The 18,559-nt window shown below is 38.4% G+C and carries 16 protein-coding genes; 8 read left to right on the top strand and 8 right to left on the bottom strand.

Going from position 1 to position 18,559, the window contains the following annotated elements; translation table 11 throughout:
- Nucleotides 1-185: 185 nt before the first annotated feature.
- Nucleotides 186-1,520 (bottom strand): 30S ribosomal protein S12 methylthiotransferase RimO, encoded by a 1,335-nt coding sequence (gene rimO, locus M1F14_RS08500; RefSeq protein ID WP_042848896.1) that lies wholly within the window; start codon nt 1,518-1,520, stop codon nt 186-188.
- 147 nt (nt 1,521-1,667) lie between these two features.
- On the bottom strand, nt 1,668-2,597 hold the full coding sequence (locus tag M1F14_RS08495) for a PEP phosphonomutase (RefSeq protein WP_042848897.1): 930 nt from the start codon (nt 2,595-2,597) through the stop codon (nt 1,668-1,670).
- A gap of 287 nt (nt 2,598-2,884) precedes the next feature.
- Between M1F14_RS08495 and M1F14_RS08490 the strand changes: the two genes are divergently transcribed.
- The 5 genes from M1F14_RS08490 (at nt 2,885) to efeB (ending at nt 6,890) form a co-directional block, all read left to right on the top strand.
- Nucleotides 2,885-3,442 carry an iron transporter gene (locus tag M1F14_RS08490; protein ID WP_042848899.1) on the top strand — a complete coding sequence of 186 codons (558 nt, stop codon included), beginning with the start codon at nt 2,885-2,887 and terminating at the stop codon, nt 3,440-3,442.
- An 86-nt stretch (nt 3,443-3,528) separates the two neighbouring features.
- On the top strand, nt 3,529-3,864 hold the full coding sequence (locus tag M1F14_RS08485) for a cupredoxin domain-containing protein (protein ID WP_042848900.1): 336 nt from the start codon (nt 3,529-3,531) through the stop codon (nt 3,862-3,864).
- A gap of 11 nt (nt 3,865-3,875) precedes the next feature.
- Nucleotides 3,876-4,724: an FTR1 family protein gene (locus M1F14_RS08480; protein ID WP_042848952.1), complete on the top strand. Its 849-nt coding sequence runs from the start codon at nt 3,876-3,878 to the stop codon at nt 4,722-4,724.
- Entirely contained in the window at nt 4,702-5,604 is a 903-nt protein-coding gene (locus M1F14_RS08475) for an EfeM/EfeO family lipoprotein (RefSeq protein ID WP_129467154.1), read from the top strand. Before M1F14_RS08480 ends, M1F14_RS08475 begins: the two co-directional genes overlap by 23 nt.
- Nucleotides 5,605-5,615: 11 nt before the next feature.
- Nucleotides 5,616-6,890: an iron uptake transporter deferrochelatase/peroxidase subunit gene (gene efeB, locus M1F14_RS08470; protein ID WP_181468712.1), complete on the top strand. Its 1,275-nt coding sequence runs from the start codon at nt 5,616-5,618 to the stop codon at nt 6,888-6,890.
- Nucleotides 6,891-7,053: 163 nt separating this feature from the next.
- Here efeB and M1F14_RS08465 read toward each other — a convergent pair whose 3' ends face one another.
- From M1F14_RS08465 to M1F14_RS08455, 3 genes are all read right to left on the bottom strand, one after another.
- Nucleotides 7,054-7,788, bottom strand: coding sequence for a vWA domain-containing protein (locus M1F14_RS08465; RefSeq protein ID WP_131680838.1), 735 nt, complete (start codon nt 7,786-7,788; stop codon nt 7,054-7,056).
- Nucleotides 7,789-7,974: 186 nt separating this feature from the next.
- Nucleotides 7,975-8,868, bottom strand: coding sequence for a hypothetical protein (locus M1F14_RS08460; RefSeq protein WP_181468713.1), 894 nt, complete (start codon nt 8,866-8,868; stop codon nt 7,975-7,977).
- Between the two features lie 220 nt (nt 8,869-9,088).
- Nucleotides 9,089-10,015 (bottom strand): LysR family transcriptional regulator, encoded by a 927-nt coding sequence (locus tag M1F14_RS08455; RefSeq protein ID WP_181468714.1) that lies wholly within the window; start codon nt 10,013-10,015, stop codon nt 9,089-9,091.
- Between the two features lie 145 nt (nt 10,016-10,160).
- On the opposite strand from M1F14_RS08455, the gene M1F14_RS08450 reads away from it, so the two are divergent.
- Together M1F14_RS08450 and M1F14_RS08445 are read left to right on the top strand one after the other, a co-directional pair.
- Nucleotides 10,161-11,933 (top strand): adenine deaminase, encoded by a 1,773-nt coding sequence (locus tag M1F14_RS08450; protein ID WP_105880874.1) that lies wholly within the window; start codon nt 10,161-10,163, stop codon nt 11,931-11,933.
- 49 nt (nt 11,934-11,982) lie between these two features.
- A complete protein-coding gene (locus M1F14_RS08445) occupies nt 11,983-13,326 on the top strand; it encodes an NCS2 family permease (RefSeq protein ID WP_042848905.1) in 1,344 nt (447 codons plus the stop codon).
- A 115-nt stretch (nt 13,327-13,441) separates the two neighbouring features.
- Here the strand turns inward: M1F14_RS08445 and M1F14_RS08440 are convergent, their stop codons facing one another.
- From M1F14_RS08440 to mdlC, 3 genes are all read right to left on the bottom strand, one after another.
- Nucleotides 13,442-13,846, bottom strand: a complete 405-nt coding sequence (locus M1F14_RS08440) for a RidA family protein (RefSeq protein WP_181468715.1) — start codon at nt 13,844-13,846, stop codon at nt 13,442-13,444.
- 129 nt (nt 13,847-13,975) lie between these two features.
- A complete protein-coding gene (locus M1F14_RS08435) occupies nt 13,976-14,740 on the bottom strand; it encodes an aminoglycoside adenylyltransferase family protein (protein ID WP_129467149.1) in 765 nt (254 codons plus the stop codon).
- A gap of 118 nt (nt 14,741-14,858) precedes the next feature.
- Entirely contained in the window at nt 14,859-16,484 is a 1,626-nt protein-coding gene (gene mdlC, locus M1F14_RS08430) for a benzoylformate decarboxylase (protein WP_071548554.1), read from the bottom strand.
- A 774-nt stretch (nt 16,485-17,258) separates the two neighbouring features.
- On the opposite strand from mdlC, the gene gltS reads away from it, so the two are divergent.
- Complete coding sequence (gene gltS, locus M1F14_RS08425; RefSeq protein ID WP_042848909.1) at nt 17,259-18,464, top strand: sodium/glutamate symporter; 1,206 nt, start codon at nt 17,259-17,261, stop codon at nt 18,462-18,464.
- Nucleotides 18,465-18,559 lie beyond the last annotated feature (95 nt).

Below are 18,559 nucleotides of genomic sequence, written 5' to 3'. Positions count from 1 at the left end.
TATTTGATTATGTCAATTTCCCATTTAATTTTTATATTCTAGATCAAGTTATTTATTGATAGTTTTTTCACCATTGATCTACATCAATTTACCACACGCAATCGAATAGCTCGCCATCAATGAATAAAAATAGCCTGCTTTTTTTATCTTTAAGCAGGCTATAAAATGTACTAATCAATAAGTTATTAATCGGTAACTATCGAGCCCCATAAATCATATTCATCAGCATGTTCGACCTTAACTTTAACAATATCACCGGCCTTAACATTAAACTCACCATTTAGATAAACCATACCATCGATTTCAGGTGCATCTGCCATACTACGCCCAACAGCCCCTTCATCATCAACTTCGTCAATAATCACTAAAATTGTACTGTCAATTTTATCTTGTAAACGCTGCGTTGAAATCTGTTGTTGTAATTGCATAAAACGATGGTAGCGCTCTTCTTTAATTTCTTCAGGTACTTGATCCTCAAGCTCATTCGCTTTCGCACCTTCTACTGGGCTATATTTAAAGCACCCGACTCTATCTAGCTTAGCTTCAGCTAAGAAATCCAATAGCATTTGGAAATCTTCCTCGGTTTCCCCTGGAAAGCCAACAATAAAAGTCGAACGCAACGTTAACTCAGGGCAAACTTCTCGCCAACGCTTAATCCGTTCCAATGTCCTTTCCACTGCCCCAGGACGTTTCATTAATTTGAGGATTTTTGGACTAGCATGTTGCAAAGGTATATCCAAATAAGGTAATACTTTTCCTTCAGCCATCAATGGGATCACGTCATCAACATGTGGATATGGATACACATAATGTAAACGCACCCATACCCCCATAGAAGCAAGTTGTTCACATAAACCAACCATGCTGGTTTTTACTGGCTGCCCATCCCAAAACCCCGTTCTATGTTTAACATCAACACCGTACGCAGAAGTATCTTGTGAAATCACGAGTAATTCTTTTACGCCAGATGCAACTAAACGCTTCGCTTCATTTAATACATCACCAATTGGACGACTATCTAAATCCCCTCTCATTGAAGGAATAATACAAAAAGTACAGCGATGATTGCACCCTTCCGAAATTTTTAAATAAGCATAATGTTTAGGCGTTAGTTTAACCCCTTGTTCGGGAACTAAGCTAAAGAAAGGGTCATGTTCTGGTTTAGGGACATAGTGATGAACATGGTTTAGTACTTGTTCATAGCTATGTGGGCCTGTGATTTCTAAGACTTTTGGATGAACTTCACGAATTTGATTTTCTTTTGCGCCGAGGCACCCAGTCACTATAACTTTGCCGTTTTCGTTTAACGCCTCACCAATCGCCTCTAACGATTCTTGTACTGCGCTATCGATAAAACCACAGGTATTGACGATGACTAAATCTGCATCATCGTAACTTGGCACCACTTGGTAGCCATCTGTGCGTAACTCAGTCAAAATACGTTCTGAATCAACTAGGTTTTTCGGGCAACCAAGGGAAACGAAGCCAATTTTAGGCACCGAATTAGTATTTTGCGACATAACTCACTTCTTTTATTATTTTAGAAAAATGGGCGAAATTTTACCTGAAGAAGAAAAGGAATTGTATAAATTTTTAGCGATAATAATGAATTTTTAAAGCTAAAAGAGCCAATCAGAATAGCCCTTTTAACTAGAAAATAAATTGCACTAACGATTGATTGAACGGGCAATTCGCGAGTAAGTATGCCTAACACCACGGATCACAATACCATAATTTAAAATATTTTCTGGTAATGCAATTCCGTTGTAGCCCGAATCGCCAATATGATGTAAATCAGTCCCTGCCATTTTACACATTAACGCAATTTGCCTAATCGTTTGTAAGTCAGCTCCCTCTTGGGAGGTTCCAATTGCTGTCATTGTCATAACCCCTTGAGAATGACAATAACCAACCATTTTTTGTACAAATTCTAATGAAATCCCAGGGACGGTACCGGGCGCTGGTAATAAAATAATGTCAGCACCACTGGCAATAAATGCCCGAATATCATCTTCCGTAATTAATTGTTCAGCAGAAGCATTCAAAACACCCGCTGCATGCATTTTCCCTGTAATAAGAACAATATCTTCGCCTACCACGGCTTTAAGCTCTTTAAGGCTTTGGTTAATTTCTTCATTAGTAACACCGTTCCCGGGGTTGCCCGTTAGAACAATAATATCAGCCCCCATTTCTTTTAATTTCAGTGCATTTTTTACTGTTGCCAAGCGCCCTTCCGATATTTTCCACTGTGCATCTTGCGTTGGGTTATTAAACCCTGCTGGAACTGGTTCGAGGTTCACACCGATCGCCCGACCCGTTAAATGCTTAAGAGTGCGAATCACCGCCTCAGGAGCCGTTCCTTCTGGTAACCCTTGTAGAATAGGTTGATTAACATCAAAAACATTTAACAGCAAAATATCAGCACCTTGACTCGCGGCTAGCTCCGCATTCGTGACTGTCATTAATACGGGTTGAATAGTACCAATGGTTTCAGAAACCAATAGCCGCCCCTCACTGGCCTTAATTGACTCTAATAGCGTCTTTTTACTTAGCTTGGCAATCTCTGAGGCTGAACAATCAAGATAACGTTTTTGCATAGTTGTCCCTTTCTTTATCAATCAAAAGAATTTATTAAAAGAACTTTAACTAATTTCATAACAATCAGCGAAATATATCATGTATAAAATTATAAACTGCCTAATAGAACACATTATGAATAAGTTATTTTTTTAAGAATAATAACTTTTTCTAACATATAGATTTTTATAAAAAAAGTGTATTTTTACCCTTTTAATGCCTATTCCATTAAAAATTACTGCTTGTTTTTTACCAATAGTAATGATTATCATTACGACTCAATATTACTTATGGTAAGGACGAAATAATGAAACTCGCATACAAAGCTGCTGTTTCGGGTCTCACGCTATTTTCAATCGCTGCATTCGCTCAAGAATATCCACTTGGCCACCCAGTGATCAAAAATGGAATGGAAATCCAAGGGGTCTATTTACAACCCATCACAATGGATACTGAAGAAGGTCACCATGCAATGTCTCATTTACCCGCAGACAAAGCAGATGTTCATTTAGAAGCTGATATCCATGCTGTTGAAGATAATCCAAATGGCTTCGCCGAAGGCGATTGGGTCCCTTACCTAACAATTGAATATTCCGTTACAAAACTTGGTGATAAACCACAAACGCAAACAGGTACGTTTATGCCAATGGTAGCGAGTGATGGCCCTCACTATGGGGAAAACATCAAATTAGACGGCAATGGTAAATATCGTGTGGTCTACAAAATTTATCCACCTTCACACAATAAAGATGTTGCCTTTGGTCGCCATATTGATAAAGAAACAGGTGTCGCTCCTTGGTTCCAGCCTTTTGAAGTCTCTTGGGACTTTGACTACGCGGGTATTGGTCGTAAAGGTAGTTACTAATTTCTCACCAAATTAGTTAAGGGCTTAACCGGGGAATCTTTCCACGCAAGCCCTTTTTTATTTGCGCTTAAAATGGATAAGCCAAGATGAAAACAATACTGAGCTTTATACTGCTTATTGCTTGCACTATTACGCCGCAATATTCACTTGCGGCAGAAAAATTCACAGTCGAATTAGAAATGAAAAATGGAGACCTCATTCCTCGAGTGCTCGAAGTCCCCGCCAAAACAATTATTCGCATTAAAATCACAAATACGGGTACAGAACCTGCTGAATTTGAAAGTATTCAATTGAGAAAAGAAAAAGTTTTAGCGCCAGGCGCAAGTTCTGTTGTTGTCATTGCGCCGCTAAAACCAGGTACTTATAGCTTCTTCGATGACTTTCACCTTTCTCACCCGAAAGGCGAGATCATTGCTAAATAAAAGGATGTAACATGGGGCAAGTTCTCTTTGTTGTGTGGCGAGAAAGTTTTGAAGCGCTTTTAGTTATCGGTATCATCTATGCGTGGATAAAACGTCACCCTGATGCTCGTAATGGCATGAAATACCTATGGGGGGGCGTTGCCCTTGGGCTAGCAATGTCCATATTGCTTGCACTGCTTATCTATGGCGTATTTAACGTCCTCGATGATACAGGCCAATCATTGTTTATGATCTTTATGGAATTACTTGCCTGTGTTCTTATCGTCCAAATGGTTTATTGGATGAATAAACACGGTAGTTCTATGAAAGCAGAAATTGAGTCGGGGATTAACCGCAATGCTGCACACCATAACTGGTGGGGAGCTTCACTCATTATCGCCATCGCAATTGCCCGTGAAGGGAGTGAAATTGTGGTATTCCTTTCTAGTTTTATTATGTCATTAACAACCAATAATGCATCTGAATTCTTTATCGAAGTCGCTGGCGGAATAGCAATTGCTGCCCTGACCCTTTACGCTTTTTTATTGACCAATCGCTTAATCTCTTGGGCTATATTTTTCAAAGTTACAGGGGTGATCCTACTTTTCCTTGCATTATCACTTCTACTAAAAGGGGTGGAAGAAAGTGCTAACCTGCTGATTGAGTATGATTTTGCTATCCCCGAGTTTTTAATTTATCCCGCTTGGGATACTACCGCTTTACTGGATGATTCAGGTATTGCGGGGAATTTTATTTCCTCTTTCTTTGCCTATCGCTCACAACCGATATGGCTAAGTGTAATAACCTTTATTCTCTATTGGGTAATTGTGATACCGCTATTTGCAAGGAGCAAAAAAAATGTGCAGCTTGCTAAGGTATAAATTCAAATGGTTATTTTTTAGCTTAATATTAGGGGTCGTTGTTCCTTCATTAAGTTATGGCAAAGCACTAAGGTCCCCAGTACAGACTGGGGATAACATCATTATTGCTAAAGGGGATATCCCCACTCCAGAGAAATACCAAGATTCAATCCATACCTACATGAATTTTATCACCGCTGAATTAGCAGAAATGGTTATCCAGCTAGAGTTACTACAGCAAAATTTACAACAAGGGAAGCTATCGGCAGCTCAACACGCTTACATCATAGCCCATCAACACTACGAGACTGTTCGTCCAATTATAGTGTTATTCGGTAACACAGATAGAACCATTAACCCTAGGGCAGATTATTTTCTCGATAAAGAAAAAGACTATCGCTTTACTGGGTTTCATCTTGTTGAATACCAATTATTTGCTGCAAAAAATCCAACACAAGCATTAGCGGCTAATGAAGAGTTACTCATTAAAGGGCGCGATTTGCATAAACGAGTCACAACAGAAACTATTGAGATCCCTAAATTAGTACAGGCTTCCGCTGACTTTATTGAAATGATCCTAGAAACAAAATTAGAGGGTAAAGAAAATATCTACAGCTTATCTGATTTAACCGATATTGCTGCTAACTTAAAAGGTTCGCAAGAAATCATCAACGTTATTCAACCTTTTATTGAAAAGAATACACTTAAACAATTACAAGAAAATACTCTACGGATCAATAAAATCATGCAGCCATATTATATGGCTGATAGCACATATCAACCTTATAGCCAGCTAAAACAACAAGACAAAATGGCACTTTATTCATTACTCACTCAACAAGCCGAAACTTTAGCAAAGTTACGGGCTCAGCTCGATGTTGATGTTTACTATAAATATTAAGGCATAAATTTATGCAAGCTAAACCTAGAAGTATTTTGCAAGCAACAGGAATGTCACGAAGAAATGCATTAAAAGCTTTCGCTATTGGTAGCGCGGTTTTAACTATTCCAACTTTAAAAGCTAAAGAAAAATTCGCTGATTGCCAACCCACTTACAATAAAGCGGTTAATTATCTTGGAGAACACCAAGCCGGTGTATTAACACCCGAGCCTAAAAATGCCTCATTTATCGCTTTCAATATTACGTCGAATACTGTTGAAGAACTACAAACTATTTTCGCTTTGTTAACCGAGCGCATTGCATACCTTACCCAACCACAAATAATGCCTTCAACAAAAAATGATAAAATGCCTCCAGCTGAGTCCGGTATTCTCGGGACACATTTGCAACCTGACCTACTCACTATCACTGTGGCACTAGGAAACTCCCTTTTTGATAACCGATTTGGTCTCAACAAAATTAAACCTAAATACCTCAGTGAAATGACGAGTTTTCCTAACGATAGGCTAGAGAAAAAATGGTGTGGTGGGGACTTTTTACTACAAATATGTGCCAACAGCCAAGAAAGTGTTATTTATGCATTAAGGGATATTTTACGCCATGTATCTCCCTATTGCTTCCCATTATGGAAAATTGACGGTTTCTTACCTGCACGAGATATCGACAATCACTCGACTCCAATTAACTTGTTCGGTTTTAAGGATGGAACGGGCAATGCCCCCTCTTCTGACACATCATTGATGAATAAACTGATTTGGATAACAGATGGAAGTAAAGAACCTTCTTGGTGTGATGGCGGTACATACCAAGCCGTGCGCTTAATACGCTTCAATCTTGAATTTTGGGATAGAACGCCATTAGAAGATCAAGAAAACGATTTTGGACGTCATAAAGACTCCGGAGCACCAATAGGGATGAAAAATGAACATGATGACCCAGCCTTTGAAAAAGACCCACATGGCGATCGTATATTGTTTGACTCTCATATGCGCCGTGCTGAGCCTCGTAATCCTGAACGTTATACTGCCAAGCTTAGGCGCAGAAGTTACAGCTATTCTTTAGGCTTAACAGAGTCTGGTGCTCTAGATATGGGGCTAATCTTTGTATCTTTTCAACAAAATTTAAAAACGGGTTTTATTGATACTCAAAAACGTCTCAATGGTGAACCCCTAGAGAGATACATAAAGCCTTTCGGTGGTGGGTACTACTTCGTCTTGCCGGGGGTAAAAAATTCACAAGGTTATCTTGCTGAAAAAATGTTTACAGCATTAAAACAAACCAAATAAAGTGATTTAACTCTCCTATCATGTAAAAGGCCCCTCAGTAGTTAGACAATCAATTACTGAGGGGCTTTTACCATTTACAATTAATATTCTTAATCACTAGCCATTGGCTATATCACCTAAATATTATCTATTCATCACTGTTGTTTAGGCTTTACTGCATTTATTATTTTTGGCGTTCCTTCACATCCGCTTCAACTTCCTGTTTCCAATCCTCTGATATTGGTGCAGACATCTGCTTTGATTCAACCGCTTTATTGACAGCACGATAAGCTTTATCATATCCCGTACCATCTTGGACATACCCCGTCGCATTAGCACCTTTAATGCCAATGTTTTCAGCTTCAGAAATTGCGTCAATATTTGCACCTAAGAAAATAAAATCCCATTTATCTTCCGTTTCCGCTGATTTAATCATCGCTTTAATTTTAGCTTGAGAATATTTACGACTGCTATTTTCTTGACCATCCGTAATAATGATAAATAGAACATTATTATTTTTAGTCACTTTTCTATTTTCACGCATTTTTTCGATGCCTTCCCCAATTGCGTCTAATAGTGCGGTATAACCGCCAACTGGGTAATCATCCAGCGTTAAATTAGCTACTTTATCAATAGGTTCCCTATTGTAGAGCAGGCTTGTTTTATCATTAAATAGCAGTGTCGTAATGTAAGTTTTGGCTTTTTTGTCTCTATTTTCAGCAAGAACACTGTTATAGCCGCCAATAGTATCTGATTCGAAACCAGACATTGATCCACTTTTATCGAGAATAAAAACGAGATCTAAAACATCAGGTTCTTTCTTAATTTCGACAACTGATTTGCTACTTGCAACAGTAGTGAACAACAATAAAAATGCTGCTGATATAACAGCAAAAACAGATTGCTTTGATAGGTTCATTGCCGAGTTCCTTGGTATGGTTGATATAAAGACTTCCATATCCAATGTCTCTTTTCCTACTATTATTTCAAATAAGATTACTCTGCTTACTTAATAAGCTTTTTCTTAATTAAGAATGAGACGAACCATTACTAAATAATTAGCTCTTATGTGTAGAAATATCACTGTAATTAGAATAAGTTAAATTTACCTTACCCAAATACCATTTTCCCTGAGTAAATTAATTTGTTGGATAAATTCATTATATTTCACATTTTCAGAAACGGTATTAGATGCAGAACTCTGCGCATATTCATGAACTAATTCAGTTGTCGCTTGATAGAATTCTTCATTCAGCTTTTTATGTATATCAGCATCATCAGAATCTTTCAGCTTTCTAACCAATTTTACTAGTTTTTCTGCTTTTAATTGCACATTAGCATTAGCAAAATCAGCAGTGGGTTCTACATACATAAAATCTATATTCACGGAATCTAAAAAACCATGATGATTTTTCTGAGGTAATAGGTTTTTGTTATATTCATTTTTTATATATTGAATTAATTCAAGCTTATCAAAGCACTTAGATTTAATATTCCCATCTAAATTATCGTCATAAAGGGTAATTGACTCAGGAAATGCTTCCCCTACAGGGTAACTACATCTAAATATATTTGCATCAATGATCGTGGCATTTGAGCTTCGAATAGGCATTTCTAACTCATGACCATTAATGGTCACAGGGTAACTAGCAGGCTGAAACCTATTTTCTTTACCATCAACCGCATACACTTCAGATAAAGTATAATAAACAAACTGATTTGGGTTAATAATCCCACCTGAATTATTTTCAAAAACAAAAAAGTCAGTTATATGCCCTTTTTCATCTTCTAAGTGATGTAACCCACTAGAAATTAGAATAACCCCTTTCCCATCCGGTAAAATATCATAACTTTTACCATCTAACTTAAAGGTCATTGTATCTGTACTAGGGTTAGTGTAATAGAATTTACCTTTTCCATCTAACGCCTGAAAATCATCACAAGCAGAAATAGATATGACTGCGGCAATAAACCAAATAATTTTTAGGATGATTTTCATAATATTATTTCCAAATGATAATTTTATAGTTATTCTAAATAATCAGAATGTTACACCTGAATGAGGGGGGTTATCTCTCACTTTAAATATTACCAGCAATGCTAACAGTATATTATTAATTGATATTGATAAAAATAACTTTACGATAAGTGCTTTAACTAACTAATTTACTGTTAACTATCTATTTTGTTGCAATCAACACTCTAAAATAGTTTAAATATTATCCATTATGACCACGTAATACTTTTAATAATACTTGATAAACATCCTCCATCATTGGTGTAAGAGGCTGATTATTACGTATTAAAGCGACTGTACGAGTTAATTCAGGTTGCTGAAGTTGTAATACTTTCAGTTCAGGGTCACGTAAATGAACAGTATAAAGTTGAGGTAGGATGGCAATAGCTAGTTTAGAACGAACTAAACCATATAGAGTTTCAATATAATCAACTTGATAACGAATATTTAATTTGAGCCGATGGCTTTCTACTGTTGCAGCAACTAAACGTTGAATATTCCCTTTAGAAAATACAGCAATGTCGCGATTATTCAGTAATTTCCAAGGTAAATGAAATTCATTGTTCGCTAACCTGTCATCATGATGAATAACAGCAACAAAAGGGTCATCTTGTAATGGGGAAATACTCAGCTCTTGTGGAACTGAACTGTCTAGAACCCCTATGCCAAAATCAACTTCATGATTAATTATCTGGTTCACGAGTGAGTCATTAGTTTGATCATAAAACTCGGTTTTTAATCTAGGAAATAATTGGTTTAATTGTTCAGGAACAGATGGAAATACTAATGAACTCACAGAAGGAACAAGCCCTATACGCACTATACCATCACCACCATCCTCGATGATTTTTTGAATATCACTAAATGCACGATGCGACACACTGAGGATTTGCTGTGCATGAGGTAAAATAGCAGCACCTAGTTCCGTTAATGTGACTGATGATGCCGTTCGATTAATTAGCTTTCCACCTAAAACAGATTCAATTTGCCGTAAAGCACTACTAAGTGCAGGCTGACTTACAGCTAAACGATTAGCTGTTTCAGTAAAATGACGCAGCTTTGCCAAAGTGACAAAATACTGTAATTGTTTGAGCGTCAGTGCCGGCAGCCGTTGCCAAGGTTCTGTCATAATCGTTAATTGTCTGCAGATTGAATAATCATGGAATATTCATCCTATCATAACCTTCTCTTATAGCCTGATAAATTTTATCATCTTGGCAAACGTTTGCCTTGCTCATAAAGTAGCAACCATAAATCATATAAATGGTATTTTTATGAACATAACAGAGCAAACTCGGCGTAATGCTATTCAAGCCGCAAAAGGCAATATTCCTTTTGACCTTTTACTCACACAAGCCAATATCGTTGATATGGTAACAGGCGAGATACGCTCCGCAGATATCGGTATCGTAGATAATTTGATTGCAAGTGTCCACCCAACAGGTTCACGCACTGATGCAAAAGAAGTTCATGATTTATCGGGTTATTTTATTTCACCTGGGTTAATTGACACTCACGTCCATTTAGAAAGTTCTCACCTTCCACCAGCTCGTTATGCAGAAATCGTTCTAACTCAAGGGACAACTGCCGTCTTTTGGGACCCCCATGAACTTGCTAATGTATTAGGATTAGAGGGAGTCCGCTATGCAATTGACTCTAGTCGTAATTTACCTTTAGACGTTATGGTTGCTGCACCATCATCCGTCCCATCTACGCCAGGGTTGGAAATGTCGGGGGCAGATTTCGCAGGCAAAGAAATGTCAACTATGCTTAGTTGGCCTGAAGTGCGGGGGGTCGCCGAGGTTATGGATATGCATGGCGTACTCAATGGCAGCGAAAAAATGGAGGAAGTGCTGAATGCAGGGCTCCAATCCGGTAAATTAATAGAAGGGCATGCTCGAGGGTTAAAAGGTGCCGAATTGCAGGCTTACCTCGCAGCAGGCGTTACTTCAGACCATGAGTTAACTTCCGCAGATGACGCGCTGGAAAAACTCAGAGCGGGCCTTACTTTAGAAATTCGAGGCTCCCATCCCTACTTACTCCCTGACATTGTGAATGCACTGAGATCATTGCCCCATTTATCATCGCAAATCACAGTCTGTACCGACGATGTTCCACCCGATATGCTGATAGAAAAAGGTGGTATTATCGCTTTACTCAACCTACTGATTGAATATGGCATGCCAGCAACTGATGCACTGCGCTTTGCAACACTCAATGCGGCTATTCGCTTACAACGTAATGACCTTGGTTTAATTGCCGCTGGCAGAAAAGCTAACTTCGTACTCTTTGACTCACTGACAACGTTAAAAGCACAAGCCGTTTATGTAGCAGGTAAAAAAATTGCAGAAAAAGGCAAATTAATACATGCCATTAGTTCTCCATCAGATATTTTACCACCTCGAGATACTATGCATCTTTCCCCAATTACCGCGGATGATTGCCAACTTAAAATTGATGGAGTGAATAATGGAATAGCTAGATTGCGGCATATCCATGGCGCCCGCTTTACTCAATGGGGAGAAGTTGATGTGCAAGTTACTAATGGCATAGTACAACTTCCTGATAATTTTAGTTTTATTCGCGTTCAGCACCGCCATGGACGTCATGATGCACGACCACAGATTGCCCTGCTCGAAGGTTGGGGTGAATTACGCGGCGCCATCGCTACTAGCTATTCACATGACTCTCATAACCTTGTCGTGCTCGGTCGTGACCCACAGGATATGGCGATTGCCGCCAATTTATTGATAGAAAGCGGTGGAGGCATGGCCTTAGTCCAAAATGGACAAATTTTAGCCCATGTAGCTATGCCAATTGCGGGCATGTTATCGGATTTACCCGCCTCAGAACTCGCCGAGCAGTTCCGTCAATTACGTGAGTTAAGCCATAAAATTGCTGACTGGGAACCGCCTTATCGTGTTTTCAAAGCGATAGAAGGAACTTGTCTAGCCTGTAATGCAGGGCCACATTTAACCGACTTAGGATTAACAGATGGAACAACACGTCAACTTGTTGATGCCGTTCTTCATTTTTCCGAGCACTAATGACCTAAAAATACGAATATACCAAAAATAATGACAGGAGAGCCTATTAATGGCTGAAAATTCAATAAATACGCCAACATCAGGGAGTTGGTTAGAAAAACGCTTCGCATTAAAAGAACGCGGAAGTTCAATTAAAACTGAGTGTTTATCGGGTATCACGGGCTTTTTAGCTGCCGCTTATCTATTGGTGGTAATTCCTGGTTTATTAGCCGCGGGTGGAATGGATAAAGGCGCTGCAACAACAGGGACCATTATTGTCTTTGTGCTTGCCAGCTTATTAATGGCTTTTTATGCAAATTTACCTTTTATTGTGGGTCCTGGAATTGGCGGGTCGGTACTCGTTGGTATTACCCTAGCGGGCAGCGAAGGAATAGATTGGCAAATAGGGTTAGGTATTGCGTGCTGGTCTGGTATTTTATTTTTTCTGTTAACCAAATTCGGCTTACGTGAAGTAGTAACTCGTTCAGTACCCCAATCAATTAAACTCGGATTAACTGCATCAATTGGGCTTTTTGTTGCTGTATTAGGCTTTCGCAATGCTGGGCTAGTATTAGCCAATCCAAAAACTAATGCATTAATGTTAGGTGATTTCCTTTCACCGGGTGCTTTAGTTGCCCTTGCAGGTTTTTTTGTCGCTATCGCATTACAAGCGCGTAAAATTCCCGGTGGAATATTATGGGCCATTTTATTTGCGACTATTTTAGGTATTCCATTTGGTGTCACAAAACTACCTGAAAGTTTTATTGGTGTTCCTCATTCTATCGCACCAGTTCTTGGGCAAGTTGATTTAATTGGTGCGTTGAATATTGCATTTTTACCCTTCTTATTTGTCTTTTTTGCTGCTGAGTTTTTCTCTACCATGGGAACAACATTAGCCGTTGGCGGCGAAGCAGGTCTATTAGATAAAGAAGGTAATATGCCGAATATAAACCGCCCATTTATCGTTGACTCAATCGCAGCAGCATTAGGACCAATGGTCGGCATTCCAGCTGCAACAGCATTAATAGAGTCGTCGGCAGCCGCTGAAGCGGGTGGTAAAACAGGAATGACAGCTCTTGCCGCAGCATTTATGTTTTTATTAATGTTATTATTTACCCCTATTGCATTAATGATCCCAGCACAAGCCACCGCGCCCGCATTAATTTTGATTGGTCTAAATATGTTTAGTGGTCTACGTAAAGTTGATTTAGGCAACTTTACTGATGGGTTACCTGTTTTAATGATGGTGATGATCACCTTAATTGCCAATAGCTTTGGAACAGGGATTGCTGGCGGGTTGTTATTCTATATTTTAATTAAAGCTGTTGCTGGTAAATGGCGCGAGATCCCTATCAGTTTATGGATTCTAGCAGTCCCTCTCGTGTATTATTTCTCAACACTAGTAAAACACTAATACTCACTGAATGATAAAAAGGCCAGAGTTTAAATAATGACGTGAACCCCAGAAATTGGTTACCCAATGACTGGGGTCAGCTCATAATCAGCGGCCTTTTTTAATTAAGCTAACACTAATTTAATACCGCTTGTGCTTCTATTTCTATTAGCCATTCTGGCAATGAAAGGCCTGTCACAATAATCCAAGAAGAGGCGGGAGGCATTTCACCAAACTTTTCTTTTAATGCATTTGTAATAGCAAGCTGCTCTTCGTCACCATCATAACCTGCTTTAATATAGATACGTAACATCACGACATGGGATAAATCCCCACCCGCTTCACGTAATACATGCTCAATATTAATCAGTGACTGAACTGTTTGTTCATACATCCCACCAGTTACAGTCTCTTGTCCAGCATTTACACCAACCTGCCCCGATAAAAATAATTGGCGTGTTCCACTCGTTTCTATTGCTTGGCTAAAGCCATACTGCAAAGAGTTAAATACCGTTTTAGGGTTAATTAATTTTTTTGTCATTTTTTATCCGTTTTAAAATATCAACCAACTGTAAATTATAAAGAAAATTCTATTAAAGTATCTAAGTATCAGACAAATTCTATCTGTTGAAACAAATAACGTATTTAAAGCTACATATATTGATAAAGTTTATTTAAAACTATTCATGACACCGAGTTCCATAAACTTTGCTAGCTTCTGTATTTCAATTTTTTTCTTTATCCAATCAGTTGGGATGCCATTTAAGTAAGCCATTTTGGCACCTATTAGGATGGGTTGTAGTTCATCCGGAACCCGGTTTATGACCCAATCAACGGCTTTATCTTTTGTCACAAACTGCCCAGTTTCCATGGTTTTCCACATTCTAGCCAATGTCAGTAAAACATTTCTCTCATCACTGTCTAAAGATGACAATAAATTAGGGAGAGAATCTAACATCGCTTGCTTTATTTGCTGTTCATTAACAACAGGGAGTTGATATTCTTTTGATTGCCATAAACTAACAGCTTCTTGCTGTGCTTGCGCTAACATCAAAGTAAATTCAGGATCGTAAACTTGACCTTCCAACTGCCCTTGCTCAATACTTTGCCGTAACCATTCCCCATACATTAGTTCACATTTTGCTGGGTATGAAAGAGAGGCTAACTCGCCTGAAACAAAAACAGCTATTTCTAATGGCCGACGCCCTTGAGGATCGCTAGGATAAAGCCCAGAAATTACCATAAAATCAGAAACTAGTAGCGTTCTCTGGTCATGAGTCATTTCTTTATCAATGACAACTAATATATCAATATCACTTGCCGGCTTTAAACCGCCAGACACGCCTGAACCATGAAGGTAAACGGCAATCAATGAATCGCAAAGATGCCGTTGTAAAATCGACAATGTTTGCGCTACCTGATATGAATTTTTCATAACGCTCTAAAAACCTTTTTATAATGTTTTCTAACTCCACATGAGTGACGCTAATTTAGCTATTATTACAATAAAAGATAGGCAAAAATAGCCCCATTCTAGGGACTATTTTTGTTAATTAGATAAGTGGAGGAATAGACGGTAAAATAGGAACTTCAATCACCGTGGGTCCATTACGATTAAATGCTTCTTGGCAGGCTTTTTTGACTTCATCAACGGTTTGAGCCCTTACCGCGCTGCAACCGTATCCTTTACCCAATGCAACTATATCCAGGTTTGGAATATCAAGCCCCGGTACCCCCGGTGTTTTCTCGAGTACCGCAAATGATTTTAAAATCGCATACTCATTATTTTTAGGTATCACAAAAACAATCGGTAAATTATGTTGAGCTGCGCTCCATAAACCCTGAATAGAATATTGCATTGAACCATCACCAATAATTGCCATCACAGGACGATGCCGCCCACTGTCTCTCTCTGCTAGTGCAATACCAACACTCGCGGGTAAATTCCAACCTAACGAACCACTCGCAAATGTATAAAAAGAGTCGGGTAACGTTATCGGCCATTCTTGGTGTAACTCGCCTAAGTTAGACGGGGATTCTTCAACAAGTACAGTATCTTCTGGGGAAACCTCTCTCAGAGCGCGGAATAACTGAGAGGCACTTAATATTTCCGAAGTGTTCTGAGTCTCTGCTGTAGAATGAGGAGCCATACCATGCGGTTGCTTAACCACTGTTTTAGCCATTTTTCTTGGCATCACCAATTGATGCAACCCTTCCAGCGCTAAAACGGCATCACTTAATAAACTATCACCAACAGGGGCTCTCCCCGCCTCAATAGGGTCATCTGTAATATGCAATAAGCGCATACCATCAGGGATATAGCTTCCCGCAACATAAGGGTAGTAGCGAAAAACGGGTGCACCGACCACAATAGCTAAATCATGACCTTTCAGTTTTTCTGATAATGGCTTTGTCGCAAAAGGCAATCCACCAGCATATAAAGGATGATCCTCAGGAAATGGAGGCCGTTCGGATGCAGGAGCAGACCAGACTGGTACATTGATTTTTTCAGCCAATTGAATAGCCACATCCCACCCTTGTCCCCTTGCAATTGCTGAACCGTAAATCAAAACGGGGTTTTCAGCGTTAGATAAAGCAGTTGCAAATTCCTGTAAACGAAGAGGATCATAACCAATACGCTCCGAAACTGAACGAACAGTTGGCATAGTCATTTGTGTCTCTTTATCCCAGTCATCCAGCGGAATTGATAAAAACACAGGCCCTGCGGGTGGTTGCAACGCCATAGCATAAGCCCGCATAAATGCAGCAGGGACATCTTCAGCACGTACAGGCTGATAGCTCCATTTCACCCACGGTTTCGGAAGTGTTTCGGGTTCGATATTTGTCAGCCAAGGTTCCATTAATAACATTTCTCTCGTTTGGTTGCCGGCAGTAATAATCAATGGTGTCCGGTTCATATAGGCGGTTAATATATTACTCATCGCATTACTTAAACCTGCTGATGTATGTACATTCACCATAGCAACCTTACGCATACCTTGAGCATAACCATCAGCTGCGGCAACAGCCGAAGACTCATGTAAAGTTTGGATGTAACGAAAATCACTCGGGAAATCTTTTAAAAATGTTTCTTCTGTTGAGCCTGGATTACCAAAAACGGTTGTTACACCTAATTTACGTAATAATTCGAATGTTACTTGCCGAATAGTTTTTTTCATTTAAAACACTCCATAAAAATCATCATAACTAAGTGGGCTACCGAGTAATCTTATAAGCCTTGATCAAACTACATTCCCCATTGATTTACATAAGCTATAGTAATACATCATAGCAAAAATTTTATTCTCACTATATTAAGGAAAAATAAGACTTTAAAATAAAAATGAGTGTCAATAATCTCTTATTAGCTTTAAAAAACAAATAGTTAAATTATTAACCTATTATGATAATAATAAAAAGATGCTGAAAAACACTAAATAACAATATACAAACAAAATTAAACTGTGATTTTTGTTAATAATAATGTTATTTATTTAATTCTAAGCCATAAATTTAAAATCGGTATTGTCACTATTTAAAATGCTAATTTTTTGATACAAACCTTATATTATTCATACAGATTACTATTTTGTTTTCTTACTAGTGGCGGTTTTCTTTTATGTCACACATCACACTTCTTATCATTCCTTTCGATTATCTCTTTACCTTTCTCAGATAAAAAAACACCTCATTTACACCATTATCATTACGATATAAAAACGGCACAAAAACAAAAAAAACCATAAAAACAAATAATTAGTGATATTCTCACAAAAATACTCAACGACGAAAAAAACAATATCTAAATAGTGTTATAGATCATGGTTAACTAAAAGTTATAGATACCCAAACAAAACTCATTGTTAAACAAAAGTTAAGCAAAGTAATTTAATTTGTCGCTAATGTTAAATAACAACAGTGAAAGTTCTGGTAAACTAACTTGAGGTAAAATAATGATCCTAGATGCCAGCTACACTTTATTAGTCGCTTGTTTGGCGCTATTGATTGGTATGTTTGTCGTTAAATACACACCATTTCTTCAAAAAAACCATATTCCTGAAGCCGTTGTCGGTGGGTTTATTGTTGCCATAATTTTATTAATCGTTGATAAAACAGTAGGTTATTCATTTACTTTCGATGCTTCACTACAAAGCATTCTAATGATCACCTTCTTCTCATCAATTGGGTTAAGTTCAGATTTTTCTCGATTAATAAAAGGAGGGAAACCTCTCGTTTTATTAACCATCGCAGTAACCATTTTGATTACCATTCAAAATACAGTAGGAATGGGAATGGCGGTTTTATTAAATGAAAGCCCATTTATTGGTTTAATTGCGGGGTCAGTGACGTTAACCGGTGGGCATGGTAATGCAGGAGCTTGGGGGCCAATACTGGCTGATAAATACGGTGTCACAGGTGCAGTTGAATTAGCGATGGCTTGCGCTACCCTCGGTTTAGTCTTAGGTGGGTTAATTGGTGGTCCTGTTGCTCGTCACTTATTGAAAAAAGTCACTATTCCAAAAGCCACTGAACTTGAAAAAGAAACAATTATTGAGGCTTTTGAACAACCTAGCGTTAAGCGGAAAATTAATGCAAATAATGTGATTGAGACCATTTCGATGTTAATTATCTGCATCGTCGCTGGTGGATATATCAGTGAATTATTTAAAGATACCGTGTTGCATTTACCTACTTTTGTGTGGTGTTTATTTGTTGGTATTATTATCCGTAATGTATTAACCCATGTATTTAAACATGAGGTTTTTGAGCCAACCGTTGATGTATTAGGCAGTGTCGCATTATCACTATTTTTAGCCATGGCATTAATGTCACTCAAATTTGGTCAATTAGCGAGTATGGCTGGGCCTGTTTTAATCATCGTTGCCGTACAAACTATGGTTATGGTGCTATTCGCTTGTTTTGTTACCTTTAAGATGATGGGTAAAGATTATGATGCTGTCGTTATTAGTGCAGGGCATTGTGGCTTTGGTATGGGGGCAACCCCTACAGCTATTGCCAATATGCAAACAGTTACCAAAGCTTTTAGCCCATCACATAAAGCCTTTTTAGTTGTTCCAATGGTTGGAGCCTTTATTGTTGATATTGCAAATAGCATCATAATTAAGATCTTTATTGAAATCGGTACTTACTTTACTTAACACGATAGTATAACTTGCGAGCCTATAACAAAAAGCTATAGGCTCGCTTCTCTGTTTCTTTTCAGTTACCCACGTTTCCCCTCAAAGACTATTGA

The organism is Providencia sp. PROV003 (assembly GCF_045040775.1).
In the GTDB taxonomy this organism is placed as follows: domain Bacteria; phylum Pseudomonadota; class Gammaproteobacteria; order Enterobacterales; family Enterobacteriaceae; genus Providencia; species Providencia huashanensis.
Note: the sequence above shows the minus strand (reverse complement) of the source record. Positions and strands in the feature narration are given on the sequence as shown.